General features: G+C 72.8%; 8 protein-coding genes. All 8 read right to left on the bottom strand.

The window, feature by feature from the left end:
- Nucleotides 1-13 precede the first annotated feature (13 nt).
- Genes OG254_RS05640 through OG254_RS05675 form a run of 8 tightly spaced genes read right to left on the bottom strand, consistent with a single transcriptional unit; the run spans nucleotide 14 to nucleotide 19,745 of the window.
- Nucleotides 14-7,849, bottom strand: a complete 7,836-nt coding sequence (locus OG254_RS05640) for an amino acid adenylation domain-containing protein (RefSeq protein WP_405577835.1) — start codon at nucleotides 7,847-7,849, stop codon at nucleotides 14-16.
- Entirely contained in the window at nucleotides 7,846-12,378 is a 4,533-nt protein-coding gene (locus OG254_RS05645; RefSeq protein ID WP_405577837.1) for an amino acid adenylation domain-containing protein, read from the bottom strand. Before OG254_RS05645 ends, OG254_RS05640 begins: the two co-directional genes overlap by 4 nt.
- Complete coding sequence (locus OG254_RS05650) at nucleotides 12,375-15,554, bottom strand: amino acid adenylation domain-containing protein (protein ID WP_405577839.1); 3,180 nt, start codon at nucleotides 15,552-15,554, stop codon at nucleotides 12,375-12,377. Before OG254_RS05650 ends, OG254_RS05645 begins: the two co-directional genes overlap by 4 nt.
- Entirely contained in the window at nucleotides 15,554-15,772 is a 219-nt protein-coding gene (locus OG254_RS05655; protein WP_405577841.1) for an MbtH family protein, read from the bottom strand. The genes OG254_RS05650 and OG254_RS05655 overlap by 1 nt, the downstream gene beginning before the upstream one ends.
- A gap of 3 nt (nucleotides 15,773-15,775) precedes the next feature.
- Complete coding sequence (gene panD / locus OG254_RS05660; RefSeq protein ID WP_405577843.1) at nucleotides 15,776-16,231, bottom strand: aspartate 1-decarboxylase; 456 nt, start codon at nucleotides 16,229-16,231, stop codon at nucleotides 15,776-15,778.
- 29 nt (nucleotides 16,232-16,260) lie between these two features.
- Nucleotides 16,261-17,097 carry an alpha/beta fold hydrolase gene (locus OG254_RS05665; RefSeq protein WP_405577845.1) on the bottom strand — a complete coding sequence of 279 codons (837 nt, stop codon included), beginning with the start codon at nucleotides 17,095-17,097 and terminating at the stop codon, nucleotides 16,261-16,263.
- A gap of 30 nt (nucleotides 17,098-17,127) precedes the next feature.
- Entirely contained in the window at nucleotides 17,128-18,423 is a 1,296-nt protein-coding gene (gene entS / locus OG254_RS05670; RefSeq protein ID WP_405577847.1) for an enterobactin transporter EntS, read from the bottom strand.
- A complete protein-coding gene (locus OG254_RS05675; RefSeq protein WP_405577849.1) occupies nucleotides 18,420-19,745 on the bottom strand; it encodes a salicylate synthase in 1,326 nt (441 codons plus the stop codon). The genes entS and OG254_RS05675 overlap by 4 nt, the downstream gene beginning before the upstream one ends.
- Between the last annotated feature and the right edge of the window lie 72 nt (nucleotides 19,746-19,817).

The following is a 19,817-nucleotide window of genomic DNA, read 5'->3' on the forward strand; positions in this document are numbered from 1 at the left end:
CGTCCGTGGTGGCTCAGAAGTCGTCGAGGTCGTGTCCGAAGTCGTCGATGTCCTCCTGGGTCAGTTCGACCAGGGGGAGGTCCGACGGGGTGAGGCCGCCTGCCGGGGAGTGGGCGGCGTGCCGGGCGAGGCCGTGCAGGGCGCGCTCCCAGAGCCGGAGCAGGTCTCCCGCCTCGGACTCGGTCAGGAACGTGTCCGGCCAGGAGGCGGATACATGCAGCCGGACGTCGCCCGCCTCCTCGACGGCGACGGCGTTGATCTCCAGGCCGAAGCCGCTCCGCGGTGACGGCACCCGCAGCATGGGGGCCTCCGGAGCCAGCTCCCAGGGTTCGTCGGCCGAGCCGGACGCGGCGAATCGTCCCAGGTAGTTGAAGAGGATCTGCGGTTGCGGAAGTTTCTCCAGGGCGGGCGCGGTGTCGGGGTTGAGGTGGCGCAGGAGGCCGTAGCCGAGTCCGTGGTCCGGTACGGCGCGCAGCTGCTCCTTGACCCGTTTGAGGGCCGTGCCCGCGGCGGGCCCGCCGGACAGCGCCTCGTCGATGTCCAGCGGGCCGGGGTCGATGCCGACCGGGTGGAAGGTCGTGAACCAGCCCACGGTGGCCGACAGATCGACGCCCTCGGCGATGTGCTCCTCGCGTCCGTGGCCCTCCAGGCCGACGAGCAGTGGGCCGGCGGCCACGTCGCCCCGCCGCTCCCGCCAGGCCGCGACGGCGAGGGCGAGGGCGGTGAGCAGGACGTCGGGGGCGGCGGCGTGATAGGCGGCGGGGACGGCTGTCAGCAGGGGCACGGTGACGTCGTCCGGGAGGACGAGGGTGTGTTCGCGCACGCTCGCCGTACTGCCGAGGTCACGCTCCAGCAGGGGGCGCGCCCCCTCCAACTCCCGCTTCCACCTAGCCAGTTCGGCCACCCGGTCGGGCTTGCGGGCCTCCTCGCCGAGAAGCCTGCTCCAGGTCCGGAAGGAGGTGCCGCCGCGCGGGAGGGCCCCACCCGACTGCCACGCCTCGGCCAGGGCGGAGCTGAGGACCCGCCAGGACACACCGTCGACGACCAGGTGATGGGCCACGAGGAGCAGCCGGCCCGAGTCGGCGAACCAGACGGCCTGGAGCATGCGCCCGGCGGCCGGGTCGAGCCGGTCCACGGCGGCGGCCAGCTGATCGTCGAGCGCCGCGTCCCGCACCCGGCTCAGCAGATCGCCCGCGCGCAGCGCCCCTTCGGCGGGGATCACCAGCTTGTCCGTCATCCGGGCCCGGAGCATGTCGTGGCGGTCCAGCACGGCTTGGAGTACGTCGACGGCGGCGTCGTAGGTGAGATCCGGCGGGGTCACGAGCAGGACCGCCTGGGCGAGCCCGTCGTGGGAACCGTCGGGGCCCGCCGCCCAGTGCATGACCGGGGTCGGTGCCGCCTCGCCGATCGGGTCGTCGACGGGACCGGTGTCGGTGCGTTCGGCGGAGGCGGCCAGCCCGGCCGGGGTCGGTGTCTGGAAGACGTGCCGGGGGCTGAGCGCGATGCCGGCCTTGCGGGCCAGGGTCACCAGGCGGATGGAGACGATGCTGTCGCCGCCGAGCTCGAAGAAGTTGTCGTCGACGCCGACGTGGCTCCGTCCGAGAACGGAGGCGAACAACTCGCAGAGCCGGCGCTCGCGTTCATCCGCGGGCTCGCGGGTCGGTGCGCCGGAGGTCGTGGCCCCGGGCGCGGGCAGGGAGCCGCGGTCGACCTTGCCGGAGGGCAGCAGCGGGAAGGCGTCGAGGGCGGTGAGGGTGCGCGGCACCATGTGTTCGGGCAGCCGCTCCCGCAGCCAGGTGTGCAGGTCGCCGGGGCCGCCGGCGGCCAGGTAGTACCCGGCGAGCTGCTTGACGCCGGGGGCGTCCTCGCGGATCACCACGACCCCGCGCCGGACGCCCGGGTGCTGTTCGAGGATCGCCTCGATCTCCTCCAGCTCGACGCGCATGCCACGGATCTTCACCTGGTTGTCGGCCCGGCCGAGGAACTCCAGGGTGCCGTCCCGCTGCCATCGCACCAGATCACCGGTGCGGTAGAGCCGCTCGCCGGGCGGGCCGAACGGGTCGGCCACCCAGTGGTCGGCGGTGCGGCGGGGGTCGTTCACATAGCCGCGGCCGAGGTAGACGCCACCGGCGTACAGCTCGCCGGGCACCCCGACCGGCACCGGCTGGAGCCGGTCGTCCAGAACGTACAGCCGGGTGTTGCCGTTGGGCCGCCCGATGGAGACGGCGCTGCGGAGGGCGCCGGTGCGGTAGACGACGTGGCTGACGCCGATGGTGGCCTCGGCCGGGCCGTACCCGTGGTACATCACCGCGGGGCTCGCGGCGCGGAAGCGGGCGAACAGCTCCGGGGTGAGCACCTCGCCGCCGCACCACACGTGCCTCAGTGAGCGGGCGCGCCCGGCGAAGCCGTCGAGCTCCAGGAGCAGGTCGAGCATCGAGGAGACGAGGTAGGTGAAGGTGACCCGGTGGCGTTCGACGGTGTCGAGGAGGTAGTCGACGTCGCGTTCGCCGCCGGGCTCGGCGATGACGACACGTCCGCCGTTCACCAGCGGCAGGAAGATCTCGTTGATGGAGATGTCGAAGCCGAGCGGCGCCTTGAACAGGGCCGCGTCGTCGGTTCCGAAGCCGAGCAGAGCGCGCTGCCACAGCAGCCGGTGCGCGATGGCGCGGTGGCGGATCATGGCGCCCTTGGGGACGCCGGTGGAGCCGGAGGTGTGGATGACGTAGGCGAGGCCCTCCGGATCGACGGGCACGGCCGGGTTTTCCTCCTGCTCCGGGCCGTCCAGGCGCACCGGCACGAAGGGTGGGGCGTCGTCCCCGAGGCCCCTGCCGTGCCCCGGCTTCCCCAGCACCGCCGTCAGCGCCGCGCTCCGGGACACCTCGGCGATCCGGCGGGCCGGCCAGGACGGCTCCAGCGGCACGAAGGCCCCGCCCGCCTTCAGCACGGCGAGCAGTCCCACGACCATCTCCACCGAGCGTTCCAGATGGATACCGACGAGGCGCTCGGGCCCGACCCCGAGTGAACGCAGTTCCTGGGCAAGGGCGTTGGCGCGCGCGTTCAGCTCGCCGTACGTCAGTTGTGTGCCGCCCTCGATGCCGTACTCCACGGCGGTGAGCCGGGGAGTCTTCGCGACCTGTTCCTCGACCAGGGCGGTCAGGGTGGTGGCGGGCATCGGGTGGGCGGTGTCGTTCCACTCCCCCAGCATCAGGGCGCGCTCACGCGGGGTGAGCAGGTCGGTGAGGGCGACCGGTACGTCCGGGCGCCGGGCCAGTTCGCCCACCAGCCGCACGAACCGCTCCACCATGTCCTGGGCGGTGTCGTGGTCGTACAGGTCGCGGCTGTACACGAGCGAGCCGGTGACACCGCCCCCGTCCGGCCGCTCGAAGACGTGGAAGGCGAGGTCGGTCTTCGCCGTGTAGTGGTCGACGCGCAGTTCGTCGAGCGTCAGCCCGGCGAAGTCCCGTGTTTCCGCCGGGGCTTGCTGATGGGCGAGCATCACCTGGAACAGCGGATGGCGTCCCATCGAGCGGGCCGGGGCGAGCGCGTCCACCAGCCGCTCGAAGGGCAGCTCCTGGTGGGCGTAGGCGTCCACGTCGGTCTCGCGCACCCGGGCGAGCAGCGTGCGGAACGTCGGGTCGCCGGACACGTCGGTGCGCAGCACGAGGGTGTTGACGAAGAGGCCCACGAGGTCGTCGAGGGCCGGGTCGCCCCGTCCGGCGACCGGTGTGCCGAGGAGGATGTCGTCCCCGGCGCCCATGCGACCGAGCAGGACGGCGAGGGCGGCCTGGAGCGCCATGAAGACGGTGCCGCCTGCGTCCGCCGCGAGGTGCCTCAGCGTCCCGTGCACCTCGGCGCCGATCGCGAAGTCCACGGCACCGGCCCGGTATCCGGCGACGGCCGGGCGCGGCCGGTCGACGGGCAGCTGGAGTTCCTCCGGGACCCCTTCCAACTTCCTTGTCCAGTAGTCGAGTTCGGCGTCGGTCACGTGCTGCCCGTCCGCGAGCAACTGCCGTTGCCAGAGTGTGTAGTCGGCGTACTGCACCGCGAGCGGCGGCCATGCGGGGCGGATGCCGTGCCGCCTTGCCGCGTAGGCCGTCTCCAGGTCCCGCAGCAGCGGCTCCGCGGACCAGCCGTCGGTCGCGATGTGATGGACGAGGAGGAACAGGACGTGCTCGTCCGGGCCGAGGGCGTACAGCGTGGCCCGTACGGGGATCTCGGTGTCCAGCGCGAAGGAGTGGGCGGCGGCCTCGCGCAGCAGCCCGTCGAGTGCGTCGGCGCGGGTCGGCACGACGGCGAAGGGCACGGCCGGGTCGGGGAGGATCCGCTGGTGGGGCGTGCCGTCGTCGTCCGGGAAGACCGTGCGCAGCGCCTCGTGCCGGGCCACGACATCACCGAGCGCGGCCCGCAGCGCGTCGGCGTCGAGCCGTCCCGTGAGACGTAGGGCGGTGTGGATGTTGTACGTCGGACTCGGCCCCTCCAGCCGGTACAGGAACCAGAGCCTGGCCTGCGCGGCGGACAGCGGCACCGGGTCGGGGCGGCGGCCCGGCAGCAGCGCGGGGCGGCGCTCGGCGGCGGCGGTGCCGAGGAGCGGGGCGAGTCCGGCCACGGTCGGGGTGTCGAAGACCGCTCGCAGCGGGACGAGAGCCCCCAGTTCGGCCCGGATCCGGGCGACCAGGCGCGTGGCGAGGACGGAGTGGCCGCCGAGGGCGAAGAACTCGTCGTGGATGCCGACGGAGGGCAGCCCGAGCAGGCCGGCGAACAGGGCGCACAGGGTGGCCTCCGCCTCGGTGCGGGGCGCGGTGGCGGTGGTGAGGTCGGAGAAGTCGGGGGCGGGCAGGGCCGCGCGGTCGAGTTTGCCGTTGGGGGTCAGCGGCAGGTCGTCGAGGACCACGACCACTGCGGGGAGCAGGTGCTCGGGGAGCGTCGCCTTGAGGTCGTGCCTGACCCGCAACGGCTCCAGCGAGGCCCCGGGCTGCGGGACGGCGTAGGCGACCAGCCTCGGCTCGCCCGGTTGATCCTGACGTACCGTCACCGCCGCCTGGGACACTCCGGGGAGCGCGGCCAAGGCGGCCTCGGTCTCGCCCGGCTCGACACGGAAGCCGCGGATCTTCACCTGGTCGTCGGACCGGCCGAGAAACTCCAGTGCCCCCTGCGCGCTCCAGCGCACCAGGTCCCCGGTGCGGTAGAGGCGGGCGCCGGGCGGGCCGTAGGGGTCGGCGACGAAGCGGTCGGCGGTCAGGCCGGGGCGGCGGAGGTAGCCCCGGGCCAGCTGGGTGCCGCCCAGGTAGAGCTCTCCGGGGACGCCCGGCGGCACGGGGCGCAGCGACGCGTCCAGGACGAGGGTGCGGGTGTTCCACACCGGGCGTCCGATCGGCACGGAACCGGCGGCGGACCTCGTCCCCTCGGCGCAGGGCCAGGCGGTGACGTCCACGGCAGCCTCGGTGGGCCCGTACAGGTTGTGCAGTTCGGTGCCGGGGAGCGACTCGGCGCAGCGCTCGGCGAGTTCGGTGGGCAGGGCCTCGCCGCTGCACACGAGCCGGCGCAGGACGCCGCGTGCCCGCTCGGCGGCCGGGTCGTCGAGGAAGACCCGCAGCATCGACGGGACGAAGTGCGCGGTCGTGACCCGCCGGTCATGGATCAGCTCGGCGAGGCAGGCGGGGTCGCGGTGGCCGCCGGGCCGGGCGAGGACCAGCGCGGCCCCGGTGATCAGCGGCCAGAAGAACTCCCAGACGGACACGTCGAAGCCGGCCGGCGTCTTCTGCAGCACACGGTCCTCGGGACCGAGTGCGTACGTCTCCTGCATCCACAGCAGCCGGTTGACGATCGCGGCGTGCGGGACGACGGCTCCCTTGGGGCGGCCGGTGGAGCCGGAGGTGTGGATGACATAGGCGGGGTGCTCGGGGCGCAGGGGCTGGAGCCGGTCGGCGTCGGTGAGTTCCGCGGTGTCGAAGTCGTCGCCCGGCAGGGCGTCGAGCAGCAGCAGGGGCGCCCGGTCGGGCAGGTTCCCGGCGGCCTGTGCGGAGGTCAGTACCAGGGTGGGCGCGGTGTCCTCGACCAGGAACGCCAGCCGGTCGGCGGGGTATCCGGTGTCGAGCGGGACGTAGGCGGCGCCCGCCTTGAGTACGGCGAGCAGCGCCACGACGAGGTCGGTGCCGCGGTCCAGTGCGACGCCCACCAGGCGCTCCGGGCCCACGCCGCGGGAGATCAGGAGCCGGGCGAGGCGGTTGGCGTGGGCGTGCAGACCGGCGTAGTCGAGGGCGGGCGTGCCGTCGTCGGCGAGGAGGGCAGGTGCGTCGGGGGTGCGTGCGGCCTGCCGTGCGAGCAGGTCGGTGAGGTGGGTGACCGGGACGGGGTGGGCGGTGGCGTTCCACTCCTCCAGGACCCGGTGTTCCTCGGCGCCGGTCATCAACGGCAGGCGGGACAGGGCGAGTTCGGGGTCGCTGAGGGCCGCGGCGAGGAGTGTCTCCAGGTGCTGGAGCAGTCGGTCGACTGTGTCCGGGGTGAACAGGCCGCTGCTGTAGGTGGCCTCGATCCGCAGCCGGCCGCCCGTCAGGAACGCCTCCAGGCTCAGGTCGAACTGGGTGGTGTCGTTGTGGACGGTCTCCCATTCGGCGCCCACCCCGGGGAACTGCGGCCCTTCGAGTCCCTGGGTGAGGAAGAGGAGCATGACGTCGAAGTAGACGGAGCGCCCCGGCTGCCGCTCCGGCTTCAGCACCTCCACCAGCCGGTCGAACGGCATGTCCTGATGGGCGTAACCGTCGGTGCACAACTGCCGTACCCGCTCGACGAGTTCGGCGAATCCGGGGTCGCCCGCGAGGTCGGCGCGCAGGGCGAGGGTGTTGCCGAAGTTGCCGATCAGCTTCTCCAGGCCGGGCAGGTCGCGGTTCATGACGGCCGAGCCGATGGGGACGTCGGTGGCGCCGGTGGTGCGGTGCAGCAGGGCCGCCAGTCCCGCGAGCAGGACCATGAAGGGGGTGACGCCGGCGCCCCGCGCGAAGGCGGTGAGGCGCTCGGTGACGTCGGGGGCGAAGGTGTGGAAGCGGCGGTCGCCGGCCGCGGTGGGGCGGGCGGTACGTGGCGCGTCCGTGGGCAGGGCGAGAGGGTGGGGCGGTGGGACGAGGGTGGAGCGCCAGTGGTCGAGGTGTTCGGCCAGCCGCTCGTCCGTCCAGGTGGTGCGCTGCCAGTGCGCGAAGTCGCCGTACTGGAGGGGAAGTTGTTCGAGGCCGGAGGGCTCGCCGGTGGCCGCCGCGCGGTAGAGGGCGGTCAGATCTCGGGACAGGGCGTTGAACGTCCCGCCGTCCCAGGCGATGTGATGAACGGTCAGGACGAGCGTGTGGTCCTGCTCCGCGCGCCGGATCAGCAGGGTGCGGATCGGGTGGTCGGCGGCGAGGTCGAAGGGGGTCGCCGAGGCGGCACGGGCGAGCTCCGCCGCCCGGCTGTCCCGCTGCTCCTCCACCGGCCCGCTCAGGTCGGCGGTGGCGAACTCCACCTGCGCCCCTGCGTCGACGATCTGCTCCGGGGTGCCGTCGGCGGTGGCCGGGTAGCGAGTGCGCAGAATCTCGTGCCGGTCGGTCAGGCCCTGTAAGGCGGTGCGCAGGGCGGCCGGGTCGAGAGGGCCGCGCAGACGGATGGCCAGGCAGACGTTGTAGGCGGGGCTCGCCGGGTCGAGCTGCTGGAGCAGCCACATGCGGGACTGGGCGTACGACAGCGGCAGCCGTGCCGTGTCCGCGGGGCGCGGCGGAACCAGCTCGGAGCGGGCAAGGCTGGCGGCCAGCCCTGCACTCTCCAGCCTGCGGCGCAGGAGTTCGCGGCGGCGTGCGGCGAGGTCGGCGGTGGGGGTCTCCGTCACTGGTCATCGCCTTTCAGGAGCCGTTCCAGGGACATGGTCCAGAGCTCGGCCAGCCGATGGATCTCCGGCTCGGTGAAGAGCCGCTGCGGCCACTGCCAGCACACCGAGAGCTCCGTCCCTGTGATCACTGCGTCGACGACGAGGGCGTAGGGCGCGGGCATGTCGGGGTCGGCGCCACTGCCCATGGCACCGGTCTCGGGCGCGCTGGTGAACACGGCGCTCTCGCGGCGCTCGCCCGTCGTCATCCGGCCCAGGTAGTTGAACTGGATCTGCGGTTCCGGGAGTGGGGAGAGCCGCGCGGCCGTGTCCGGGGCGAGGTGACGGAGCAGGCCGTAGCCGATTCCCTTGTCGGGCAGGGCGGCCAGCTGGTCGCGGATCCGGCGTACGTGGTCCGTGGCACCGGGGTCCAGCCGGACCGGGAAGACGGTGGTGAACCAGCCGAGGGTGCTGGACAGGTCAGCGCCGGGGAGGAGGTGCTCCTCGCGGCCGTGGCCCTCCAAGGCGATCAGTACGGAGGGGTCGGGTGACGCGGCGGCATCGGGTGCGCTTCGCCAGTCCGGTACGGCGAGTGCCAGCGCGGTCAGCAGCACCTCCTGGACGGACGCGGCGGTCAGGGGTGCGGTGATGTCCGGGCCCAGCGTGGTCCAGTGCCTGCGGATCGTGGCCCTGGTGTCCCGGGCGGGATCCAGCGGGCCGACTCCCAGGGGCTGCTCCGCTCGGTCCAACATTCCCTTCCAGAAGGCGAGTTCGCCCGCCCGGCCCGGCGTCAGATCCCGAAGCGCCTGTGCCCATGCGCGGAAGGAGGTGCCCACGGGCGACAGGTCCCTGCCTTCCCAGGCGGCGGCCAGGTCGGCGACCAGGACACCCCAGGACGCCGCGTCGGTCACCAGGTGGTGCAGCACGACCAGCAGTCGCCCCTCGCGACCGCTGCCCGGGTCGAACCACAGGAACCGCGCCATCGCCCCGGCGGCCGGGTCCAGCTCGGCCACCAGCTCGTCCATCGACTCCGGCACCAGCGTGCCGACCGCCGTGTGGTCCAGCCGCTCGGCGTCGATGCGCCGTACGCAGTCGACGGCGCGGGCCGAGCCCACGGGCGCGGCCTCGAAGCGCCAGGACCCGTCCTCGGCCCGGGCGAAAGTGGACCGCAGAAGGTCGTGCCGGTCCAAGACCGCCTGGACCGTGCGGTGCAGTCCGTCGAGGTCCATGCCCGGCGGGGTGCGCAGGAAGCGGGCCTGGCTGAGGGCGCGGAAGGGGCCGCCCTGCTCGGTGAGCCAGGTCAGGATGGGGGTGAGGGGTATCGCGCCCGTTCCCGCGTCGGCGTCGGCCGCCCGGTGTACGGCGGTGTCCGCCCGTTCGGCCAGTTCGGCCAGTTCGGCGATCGTGGGCCGCTCGAACACGTCACGCGGCGAGATCGCCAGCCCGGCCGCCCGCGCCTGGCTGACCAGCCGCATGGAGAGGATGCTGTCGCCGCCGAGCGTGAAGAAGCTGTCGTGCACGCCGACCGTGTCCAGCCCGAGCACCTCGGCGAAGAGCGCGGCGAGCTTCTCCTCGACCGGGTTGCGGGGCGGCTGCGCGGCCGGGCCCGCGGAGCGTGACGGCGCCGGGAGCGCGGCGGTGTCGAGCTTGCCGTTGAGGGTGAGCGGGAATCCGTCCACGGGGACGAAGGCCGACGGCACCATGTAGTCGGGCAGCACGGCGGCCGCGGCCCGGCGCAGCAGCTCCGCCGTCTCCTCGGCCGGGGGCGCGCAGAGGATGACGTAGGCGACGAGACGTCGTACGCCGGGCGTGTCCTCGCGGACGACGACCGCCGCCCGCTCGACGAGCGCATGCTCCAGCAGCACCGCCTCGATCTCGCCGGGTTCGATCCGATAGCCCCTGATCTTGACCTGGTCGTCGACCCGGCCGAGGCACTCGGCCAGGCCGTCGGCGGTCCAGCGGGCGATGTCGCCCGTGCGGTACATGCGGGCGCCGGGGTCGTCCGAGAAGGGGTCCGCGACGAAGCGGGCCGCTGTGGCGGACGGCCGGCCGAGATAGCCCCGGGCGAGGCCGGCGCCCGCGACGTACAGCTCGCCGTCGACGCCGGCGGGTACCGGGTTGAGGTGCCCGTCCAGGATGTACAGGGTGCCGCCCGCCACGGGCCGGCCGATCGCGGGGCGCTCGCTGAGGGCGAGGTCGCAGTCCGCGGAGTCGACGGTGGCTTCTGTCGGGCCGTAGAGGTTGTGCGCGGCGAGCCCGTCGGTGTCGCGCAGGGTGCGCCACAGGTCCGGCGGTACGGCCTCGCCGCCGACGCCGATCACCTTCAACCGGGCCTGCCAGTCGCCGCCCTGGGCGACCAGCTCGCCGAGCAGGGACGGGGACAGCTCGATGAACTCGATGCCGTGCCGGGTGAGGAAGTCCCGCAGGGCGGCGGGGTCCCGGCGGACGTCCTCGGGCACCATGTGCAGCTCGTGTCCGGCGAACATCCACAGCATGGGTTGCCAGGACGCGTCGAAGGCGATGGGCCAGGCGTGGCCGATCCTCAGCGGCTTGCCTGCGGCCGCTTGCGATGCCGGTTCGTGGAGGGCGGCGTTGTGGGCGGTGAAGAGGTTGACGATGGCTCGTTGGGGGATGACGACGGCCTTGGGGCGGCCGGTTGAGCCGGAGGTGTAGATGACGTAGGCAGGGTGTTCGGGGAGCAGGGGGGTTCGGCGGTCGGCGTCGGTGAGGTCGGCGGTGGTCGTTTTCGCGAGGCGGTGACGGGTCTCCGGGGTGTCGAGGAGTACGCGGGGGGTGGGTGGGAAGACCGGGGGGCGGCTGCGGGTTGTGGGGGGCTGGTCGCGCAGTTCCAAGGGCGTCGTAGCCAGCGTGGTGATAAGAGCCACCGGGCTTGCATCCGCCAGCATCCCCGCGATCCGCTCGTCCGGCCATGCCGGATCCAGTGGCAGATAGGCCGCGCCCGCCTTCTGGATCGCCAGCAGAGTCGTCACGGTGTCCGGCGTCGGGGGCAATGCGAAAGCCACTGTCCGCTCGGGTCCCGCACCCAACTCGACCAGGACTCGGGCTAGTTGATTGGCCGCACTGTTCAACTTCGCAAAGGTCAGGCTCTGTCCCTCCCCCACCACCGCCACCGCGTCCGGCGTACGCGCCACCTGTGCTTCGAACGCCTCCGGCATCGTGCGGTACCGCACCGGCAGCCGCTCCCCGACCCCGCCGGCCAGCAGCGCGGTCCGCTCCTGCGGGGCGAGGACGTCCAACGCGGCCAAGGGGGTGTCCGGGTCTGCCAGTACGGCCAGTACCAGGCGCTCGAAGCGCCCGGCCAGCTCCTCCACCGCGGGGCGCTCGTAGCAGTCGGGGCGGAACTCGAAGACCACGCCCAGTCGTTGCTCGGCGAGCACGGCCAGCGTCAGTGGATAGTGGGTGGCACCCGAGCCCTTGACCTCGACGATCCGCAGGCCCGCGGACGCCTCGGCCTCGGCCACCGCCGCCTCGTCGATCGGGTAGTTCTCGAAGACGAGCAGGGTGTCGAAGAGGTCGCCCGCGCCGGCGAGGCGCTGGATCTCCGTCAGACCCAGGTGCTGATGGTCCATCAGCCGGGCCTGCTCGTCCTGCAGTCGGCGCAGGAAGGCACCCGCCCGCTCCCCCGGCGGGACCGTCACCCGGACCGGCACCGTGTTGATGAAGAGGCCGATCATGGACTCCACACCGGGGAGTTCGGCGGGCCGTCCCGCCACCGTCGCGCCGAAGACCACGTCGTCCCGGCCGGTCAGCCGCGCCAGCAGCAGCGCCCACAGTCCCTGCACGACCGTGTTGACCGTGACGCCCCGGCTCCTCGCGAACTCCTGCACCCGGCCGGTCAGTTCCTCGGTCAGCCGCAGTGTGTGCAGCTCGGGCGGCACCGGGACCAGCCCGGCGGACCTCGGTGCCAGGACCGTCGGTGCCGCCCCGGCCAGCGCCTCGCGCCACGCGTCGGCGGAGGCCTCCCGGTCGCGGGAGGCGAGCCAGGCGAGAAAGTCCCGGTACGGCCGTACGGCGGGCAGCGGGGCCGTGGCGCCGGGGGCGAGCTGGGCTGCGTAGAGCTGGAGGAGTTCGCGGACGAGGAGCGGGATGGACCAACCGTCCAGCAGGAGGTGGTGGTTGGTGAGGATCAGCAGCCAGCGGTCGGTGGCACGGCGCACGAGCGTCAGGCGCAGCAGCGGCGGGTCGGTGAGGTCGAAGCGGGCGACGGCGTCCTCGGCGATCAGCCGGGCCGCCTCGCCCTCCCCCTCGGCCCAGTTCACCGGCACCTGCTTGAGCACCACCTGCACCGGTTCGTCAAGGTCCTCGTGCAGGAAGGCACTGCGCAGGTTGGCGTGCCGGGCGAAGAGTTCCTCGGCGGCCGTGCGCAGCAGGGCGGGGCGCAGCGGGCCCTCGATCTCCACCAGGGACTGCATGGTGTAGACGTCCTGGGCGCCCTCGTCGAACAGGGCGTGGAACAGCAGGCCCTGCTGGAGCGGGGAGAGCGGCAGCACGTCCTCGACCAGGGAGCCGTCGTCCCCGGGTGCCTTGCTCATCGAGTCCTCCACCTCGCCTTGACGTTGTCGAGCTGCGACTGGCTGAGGGACACCAGTGGTGCGCCTGTCGGAGTGAACGCCGAGGGTGCGGATGCGGTGTCGTCGGGCAGGGCGCGGGCGAGCCCGGCCGGGGTGCGGTGGGCGAAGACGTCCCGGGGGGACAGCGCGAGTCCCGCTCTGCGGGCGCGGTCGGCCAGTCGGACCGAGACGATGCTGTCGCCGCCGCGTTCGAAGAAGTCGTCGTGGACGCCGATCCGTTCCAGCCCGAGCACCTCGGCGAACAGCCCGCACAGCACCTTCTCCGGTTCGGTGCGCGGCGGTTCGAAGGCGGACGTCTCCGTGAAGTCGGGCGCGGGCAGGGCGCGTCGGTCGAGCTTGCCGCTGGGGGTGAGGGGCAGTTCGTCCAGTACCACCAGTGCGGACGGGACGAGATGACCGGGGAGCCGCTCGGCGAGGGCGCGGCGCAGGGCGAGGGGTTCGAGGGTGGCGCCGGGGGCTGCCACGACGTAGGCCACCAGGCGTCGTGGCGCCGAGCCGTCCTCCCTGGCCACGACCGCGGCCCTGCCGACCTCCGGCAGTGCGCGGAGCGCCGCCTCGATCTCACCGGGTTCGATCCTGAAGCCCCTGATCTTCACCTGGTCGTCGGCCCGGCCGAGGAATTCCACGGTGCCGTCGGGCCGCAGCCGTGCCAGGTCGCCGGTGCGGTAGAGGCGGCTGCCCGGTGGGCCGAAGGGGTCGGCGACGAAGCGTTCCGCGGTGCGGCCGGGTTCGTTGAGGTAGCCGCGGGCCAGGCCCGCTCCGGACAGGTACAGCTCGCCGACGGCGCCGACGGGGGACGGTCGCAGGAACGGGTCGAGGACGTGGACGCGGGTGTGAGCGATGGGCCGGCCGAGGGGCACCGCGCCCTCGCCGCGCTCGTGGACGTGGATCAGGCTGTCGCCGGCCGCCTCGGAGCAGCCGTAGAGGTTGATGAGCCGTGCGTCCGGCCAGCGCCGGGTGATGGCCTCGGCCAGTTCGCCGGGGAGCGTTTCGCCGCTGGAGATCCAGGTGCGGACGGAGGAGAAGGCGCCGGGCGGGGCGGATTCGACGAGGGTGGTGTACAGGCTGGGGACCGCTGTGAGGAGGGTGGCCCGGTGGCGGTCGGCCAGTGCGGCGAGGGCCGTCGGGTCGCCGGTGGACTCGTCGTCGGCGAGTGCGACGGCCTCGCCCGCGACGAGGGCGCCCAGCAGTTCTGTCAGGCCGTCGATGAAGCTCAAGGGGCTTTTGGAGACGCGGACGCCGGCGGAGTCGGCCCCCAGCTCCCTGCCCCAGGCGAGCCTGTTGGCGAGGGCCCGCTGGGTTCCGATCACGCCCTTGGGGCGGCCGGTGGAGCCCGAGGTGAAGATGAGGTAGGCGGGGTGCTCGGGCGACAGCGGCGGTCGGCGGCGTACGGTGGCCTCCGCGTCCGGGGGGCACACCAACTCCCGTTCGATGCCGAGCTGTTGGGCCGTCGGCGCGTCGCAGATGACCAGCCGGGGTCGGGCGTCGTCGAGCATCAGCGCGATGCGGTCGGGTGGGTAGCCGGGGTCGATCGGCATACAGGCGGCTGAGGCCTTCAGTACCGCGAGGAGTGCGGTGACCAGGGCCGGGCTGCGGGGCAGGGCCACGCCGACCACGGACTCCGGGCCGGCGCCGCGCGCGAGAAGAGCCGCTGCCAACCGGTCGGCCCGGGCGTCGAGTTCGGCGAAGGTGAGGGGGGTGTCGTCGCCGTGGAGGACGGCGGGCGCGTCGGGGGTGCGGGTCGCCTGGTCCTCGAACAGTTCACGGACCGTCGGATGCGGGAGCGGTTGGCCGTTCGGTGGGTGGGGCTCGGGCTCCGGAGGAGGGCTGAGTCGTGCCACGGGGGTTGCGGGGTGCTCGATGAAATCCCTTAACAGGGCGTCGAGTTGGGATGCGACTCGGGTCGCCGCCGGACCGTCCACCACTGCGGTCCGGTGGCCGAGCGTCAACGTCATTCGGGGGCCCGGCAGAGCGGTGAGTGTCAGCGGGTAGTGGGTGGCGTCGTGGACCGAGACTCCGGTCATGCGCAGGCCGTCGGTGCCGAGCGCTCGGGTGATGCCCTCGTGGTCGATGGGGTAGCTCTCGAAGACCAGCAGCGTGTCGAAGAGGGCGGTGTGCCCGGTGGCGCGCTGGATGTCGGCGAGGCCGAGGTGGCGGTGGTCGAGGAGCGCGGACTGCTCGGACTGGAGCCGGGTGAGCAGGTCGGCGAGCGGCTCGGCGGGGCGCAGCCGTACGCGTACCGGCAGGGTGTTGATGAACAGGCCGACCATGGACTCGATGCCGGGGACGTCGGCGTCGCGACCGGAGACGGTGGCGCCGAGGACGACGTCTGTGCGGCCGGTCAGCCGGCCCAGGAGGACGGCCCACAGTCCCTGGAGCACGGTGCTGACCGTCAGACCGTGGGCGCGGGCGGTGGCGGTGAGCGCCTCGGTGTCCCGCTCGGAGAGTTCCCACGCCAGCCGGGCGGGGTCCTCGGCCGGGAGGTCCCGGGCTTCGGGTGCGATGAGTGACGGTTCGTCAAGTCCTGTCAGGGCGGCCTGCCATGACCGTTCGGCCGCGGCGCGGTCCTGTCGGGCCAGCCAGGCGAGGTAGTCGCGGTAGGGGCGGACGCGGGGCAGGGTGCCGAGGTCGCCGCCCGGGGCGTACAGCTGGAACAGCTCCCGTACGAGGACGGGGGCGGACCAGCCGTCCCAGAGCAGGTGGTGGGAGGAGATCACCAGGCGGTGACTCAGCGCGTCGAAGGTGACCAGGCGGAAGCGCACCAGCGGTGGCCGGGCCAGGTCGAACCGTTCGGCACGATCCTCGGCCAGCAGCCGTTCGAAGGCCGGCTCGCGTTCCTCCGGTGGCAGGGAGGACAGGTCCGTGACCTGCCAGGGGGTCCGGACCGCGCTCGCGATCACCTGGACCGGGCGTCCGGAGCGCCGGGTGCGGAACGCGGCCCTCAGGTTGGCGTGGCGGGCGAGCAGCTTCGCCACCGCCGCGCTCATGAACAGCTCGTCCACCGGTCCTTCGAGGCGCAGGGCCATCTGGCCGGTGTAGACGTCGTGGCCCTGCTCGTCGTACAGGGCGTGGAAGACCATCCCCTCCTGCATGGGCGACAGGGGGAGGACGTCCTCCACGGCCGGGCGGCCGGCCATCAGCCCTCGGCCCGGCGCATGGCCTCGGCCAGGCTGCGCGGGCGCATGTCCGTCCAGTGCCGCTCGACGTATTCCAGGCAGGCGGCCCGGTCGGCGGGCCCGTGCACGGTCGACCAGCCCTCGGGTACGGGCGCGAAGTCCGGCCACAGGGAGTGCTGGCCCTCGTCGTTGACCAGGACACGGAAGACGCCGCTGTCGTCGTCGAAGGGGTTGGCCATGGCTCAGTTCCTCTCCTGCTCGCGGGACGGACGTGGCGCACGGTCGGTGAAGGTGCCGGAGAACTGGTCGTCCGCGCCGGGCACCGGTTCGGCGGGGTCGGCGCCGAGCGCGACGATCCGGTTGGCCTTGTCGACGTGGACGACCCGGGGCCGATGGGTGGCGCGCTCGGATTCGTCGAGCGCGGCGAAGGACATGATGATCACCAGGTGACCGGGGTGGACGAGATGGGCGGCGGCGCCGTTGATCCCGATGACGCCGCTGCCGCGTGCGCCGGTGATGGCGTAGGTGGTCAGTCGGGCGCCGTTGTCGATGTCGACGACCTGGACCGCCTCGCCCTCGACGATGTCGGCGGCCTCCATGAGGTCCTGATCGATCGTCAGGGATCCCACGTAGTGCAGATCTGCCTGGGTGACGGTGGCTCGGTGGATCTTGCCGTTCAGCAAGGTGCGGTGCACCATGACCCCCTGAGGAGACTACTTAGGTGAGGCTAACCTAAATCAACAAGGCCGGGTGGGGAAGAACGGTCGTGGAAGAACTCCAGGAGCAGCCGGTTCAGTTCGTCCGGTCGCTCCAGATAGCCGTAGTGGCCGCAGCCCTTGATCTCCTGGTAGACGGCGCCGGGGATGGCGTCGGCGACCTCGCGCCCGAGGCGCGGCGGCAGGACGACGTCGTCCGCGAAGCCGACGACCAGGCAGGGCACGTCGATCGCCCGGTAGGCCGCCAGCCGGCCCTCGGGGACCTCCAGGTCCAACTGGGCCCGCACTCCGGGCCCGCCCAGCCGCGGTGAGAACTCGAAGAGCTCCAGCCAGTCCTGAATCTGCCGCTCGTCGTCCAGGGTGGCCGGTGACAGGTTCTCCAGCGCGCGGATCCAGGCGCCGTAGGCGGCCGGCAGCTCCGATCCGCTGTCGTACAGGGCGCGTTCGGCCCGGGCCATCGCCGCACGCAGGACGTCCGTACGGCCCCGGGTGGCCAGCAGCACGCCCTGCCGCACGAGTCCGGGCCGGGCCAGCATCAGCTCCTGGACGACGTACGCGCCCATCGAGACGCCGACGAAACGGCCACGCGCGAGACCGAGGTGCTCGGCCAGGCCCGCCGTGTCGGCCACCAGGTCGTCGACGGTGAAGCCCTCCGGGCACTCGTCCGTGGGCGGAATACCCCGGTTGTCGAAGGTGACGACCCGGTGTCCGGCCTCGACCAGCGCCGGCACCTGATGGAGATGCCAGGCCCGGCCCCCGGCGCCCTGGCCCATCACCAGGACCACCGGCTCGCCGTCGCCGACGTCCTCGTAGTGGAGCCGGATCCCGTTGATCCGCGCGCTCGGCATGGTTCTCCGCCCTGTCGCCTCGAGGCTCGGTCAGTCGGCCGCCGGGGACGCCTTCGCGGGCGCCGCCCGGTCGTCCCCGTCGGCGTCCGGAGGCCGGCTGAGCGTGGCCTTTCGCAGCCCCGGCATGGCCAGGGCCAGCACGCCCACACCCGCCAGACAGATCACGCCGCCGAGCACCACGGCACCACTCGTCGAGCCGAGCGCCCTGGCGACCAGGCCCGCCTCGACGTTGCCGACGGACGGCCCGGCGGTGGCCTGCGCGAGCCACAGGCTGCCGACCCGGCCCTGGAGCCGGTCCGGCGTGTAGTGCTGGAGCAGGGCCCGGCGCAGGATCTCCGACGCGGTGTCGCCGAGTCCGGCCAGGCCCAGGAAGAACAGCGCGAACCACAGGTCGGTACTGAGGCCGAAGCAGGTGATCGCCACACCCCACACCGCCACCGCGCCGATCAGGGCCCGCCCGGTGTGGTGCACCCGGCCGGTCCAGCCGCTGGTCAGCGCGCCGAAGAAGGAGCCGACGGCGGGGGCGGTGTAGAGCAGTCCGACGGTGGACGGGCCGCCGCCGAAGTGCTCGGTGCCGAGTTCGGGGAACAGCGCGTACGGCATCGCGAAGACCACCGCGCACACGTCGATCAGCAGCAGCCCGGCGACGACCTGGTTGCCGCGCAGGAAGCGCAGCCCCTCCCCCATCGCCTTCAGCGGATGCTGGGCCTCGGCCGACCCCTCGGGGGGAAGCTTCGGCAGCGGTGCGAGCAGGGCGAGTCCCACGACGTATATGGCCGCGTCGATCCCGAAGCACCAGGCGATGCCGGGCCCGGCCGCGATCACGCCCGCGAGGGACGGGCCGATCATGCCGCCCAGTTGGGCGGTGAGCGTGGTCAGCGCGCCGGCGGCGGCCAACTGGCCGGGGGTCACCAGGGCGGGGGTGGCGGCCATGAGAGCCGGGCCGCCCAACCCGGCGGTGAAGCCCGCCAGTACGGCCGCCACGAAGACGAACCACACCTGCGGGTCGGGCAGCGCCGCGTTCACCGCGAGCCCGGCGATCACCAGCGCGGTCACGGCCCGGGTGACCAGCATGACCCGGCGCCGGTCGACCCGGTCGGCGATCAGTCCGCCGGTGACCAGACCGACCAGCAGTGCCAGGCCCAGCACCAGGCTCATCAGCCCGACTTGGACCGACGATCCGGTCAGCGTGTAGATCTGCAGGCTCGCGGCCACCGAGGTGAGGTGGGTACCCACCATGGAGATCGCCTGGGTGGCGAACACCAGCCTGAAGTCTCTGCTGGAGCGCAACGGCGCCACGTCCACGACGACTTCACCCAGCTTCACGCGCGCCCCTGACCCTGTGCCGGGACGACATAGGGGGCGACGCTGCGCAGTTTCTCGCAGGTCTCCTCCAGTTCCCGGGCCGGCGTCGACCCGGCGAGTATGCCGGCGCCGGCCCGCAGCCAGGTGCGCCCGTCCTCCTCGAAGATGCTGCGCAGCACGAGCGCCGCGTCGAGGGAGCCGTCACCGCCGGCCCGGAGCACCGCCCCGCTGTAGACGCCGCGCGGCTCCTTCTCGAGACGGGCGATGCAGTCGTAGGCCGCGGTCTTGGGGATGCCGGAGGCGGTCACCGCGGGGAACACCGCGCGCAGGACGTCCCAGGCGGTGGCGGACTCGGCCAGCAGGCCGTGCACGCTGGAGCCGAGGTGCTGCACACTGCCGCGCCGGCGGACGCTGAGCAGGTCCCGCACCGAGACCGTGCCCGGCCGGCAGACGGTGGCCATCTCTTCCTCGGCAAGTTTGACCGACAGCACGTGTTCGGAGATCTCCTTGGGGTCGGCGAGGAGTTCGACGCGCAGCCGCTCGTCCTCCTGCTCGCCCAGGCCGCGGGCGCGGGTGCCGGCGAGAGGCATGGTCACGACCTCGCCGTCGGCGCTGACCTCGGCGACGGTCTCGGGGCTGAATCCGGCGACCCGGCGTCCGCCGAGGCTCAACAGGAAGGAGCGGGCCGGGGTGTTGTGCGAGCGGCCGTGGACGTACGTGGCGACGAGGTCGACCGGGAAGGGCACGTCCACGGACCGGGAGAGGATGACCTTCTGGAGATCGGTGGTCCGTATCTCCTCGATGGCCTGGGCCACCAGATCGGGGTAACGGCCCTCGGTGTCGGACACCTCGATGGGCCGGGGTACGGCGGCTGGCCGCGCGTCGGCGCGCTCGAATAACTGGAGCAGCGTCGTCAACGTCTCCTCGTCGGCGCTGCGCACGACCGCACTCTTCCGACCGAGCCTCACTTCGGTGTGCGGGACGACAAGATGGAGCACGTCGTCGTCGCCGGCCCGGTCGGGGCGGCCGGCGTGGAGGTGGGAGAACTCGAAGGCCATCCAGCCGTAGGCGTTCCAGCCTTCGACCGCCATCCGGTCGAGTTCCTCGTGGACTTGGCGCAGGGGATGCGACCCGATCGGGGCCACCGTCTCCTCGTCGAACCATCGCCGGCGGATCTCGGAGCGGCCGACCAGGATCTCGCCGAGCGCCCCTCCGGCGAACCAGACGTCGCCGTTCTGTTCATAGATCACGTACTGGTCGAACAAGCCCGACTCCGCCAGTTTCGCCGCCAACTGGACGGGGTCTCCCGGCAGTTCCGTCTCCGCGCTCCGATAACGCAGCAAGGACCTACCTCCCTGGAGTTAGGTTAACCTAACCTAATTTACAACGACCCTAGCCTCCGCAGCGCGGTGCCG

Origin of the sequence: Streptomyces sp. NBC_01092, from assembly GCF_045039535.1 — a bacterium.
Lineage (GTDB): Bacteria > Actinomycetota > Actinomycetes > Streptomycetales > Streptomycetaceae > Streptomyces.

Excerpts from the sequence above, each read along its gene's own strand:
- OG254_RS05655 (WP_405577841.1), bottom strand. The coding sequence starts at position 15,772 with ATGGCCAACCCCTTCGACGACGACAGCGGCGTCTTCCGTGTCCTGGTC.
- OG254_RS05650 (WP_405577839.1), bottom strand. The coding sequence starts at position 15,554 with ATGGCCGGCCGCCCGGCCGTGGAGGACGTCCTCCCCCTGTCGCCCATG.
- OG254_RS05665 (WP_405577845.1), bottom strand. The coding sequence starts at position 17,097 with ATGCCGAGCGCGCGGATCAACGGGATCCGGCTCCACTACGAGGACGTC.
- panD (WP_405577843.1), bottom strand. The coding sequence starts at position 16,231 with ATGGTGCACCGCACCTTGCTGAACGGCAAGATCCACCGAGCCACCGTC.
- OG254_RS05645 (WP_405577837.1), bottom strand. The coding sequence starts at position 12,378 with ATGAGCAAGGCACCCGGGGACGACGGCTCCCTGGTCGAGGACGTGCTG.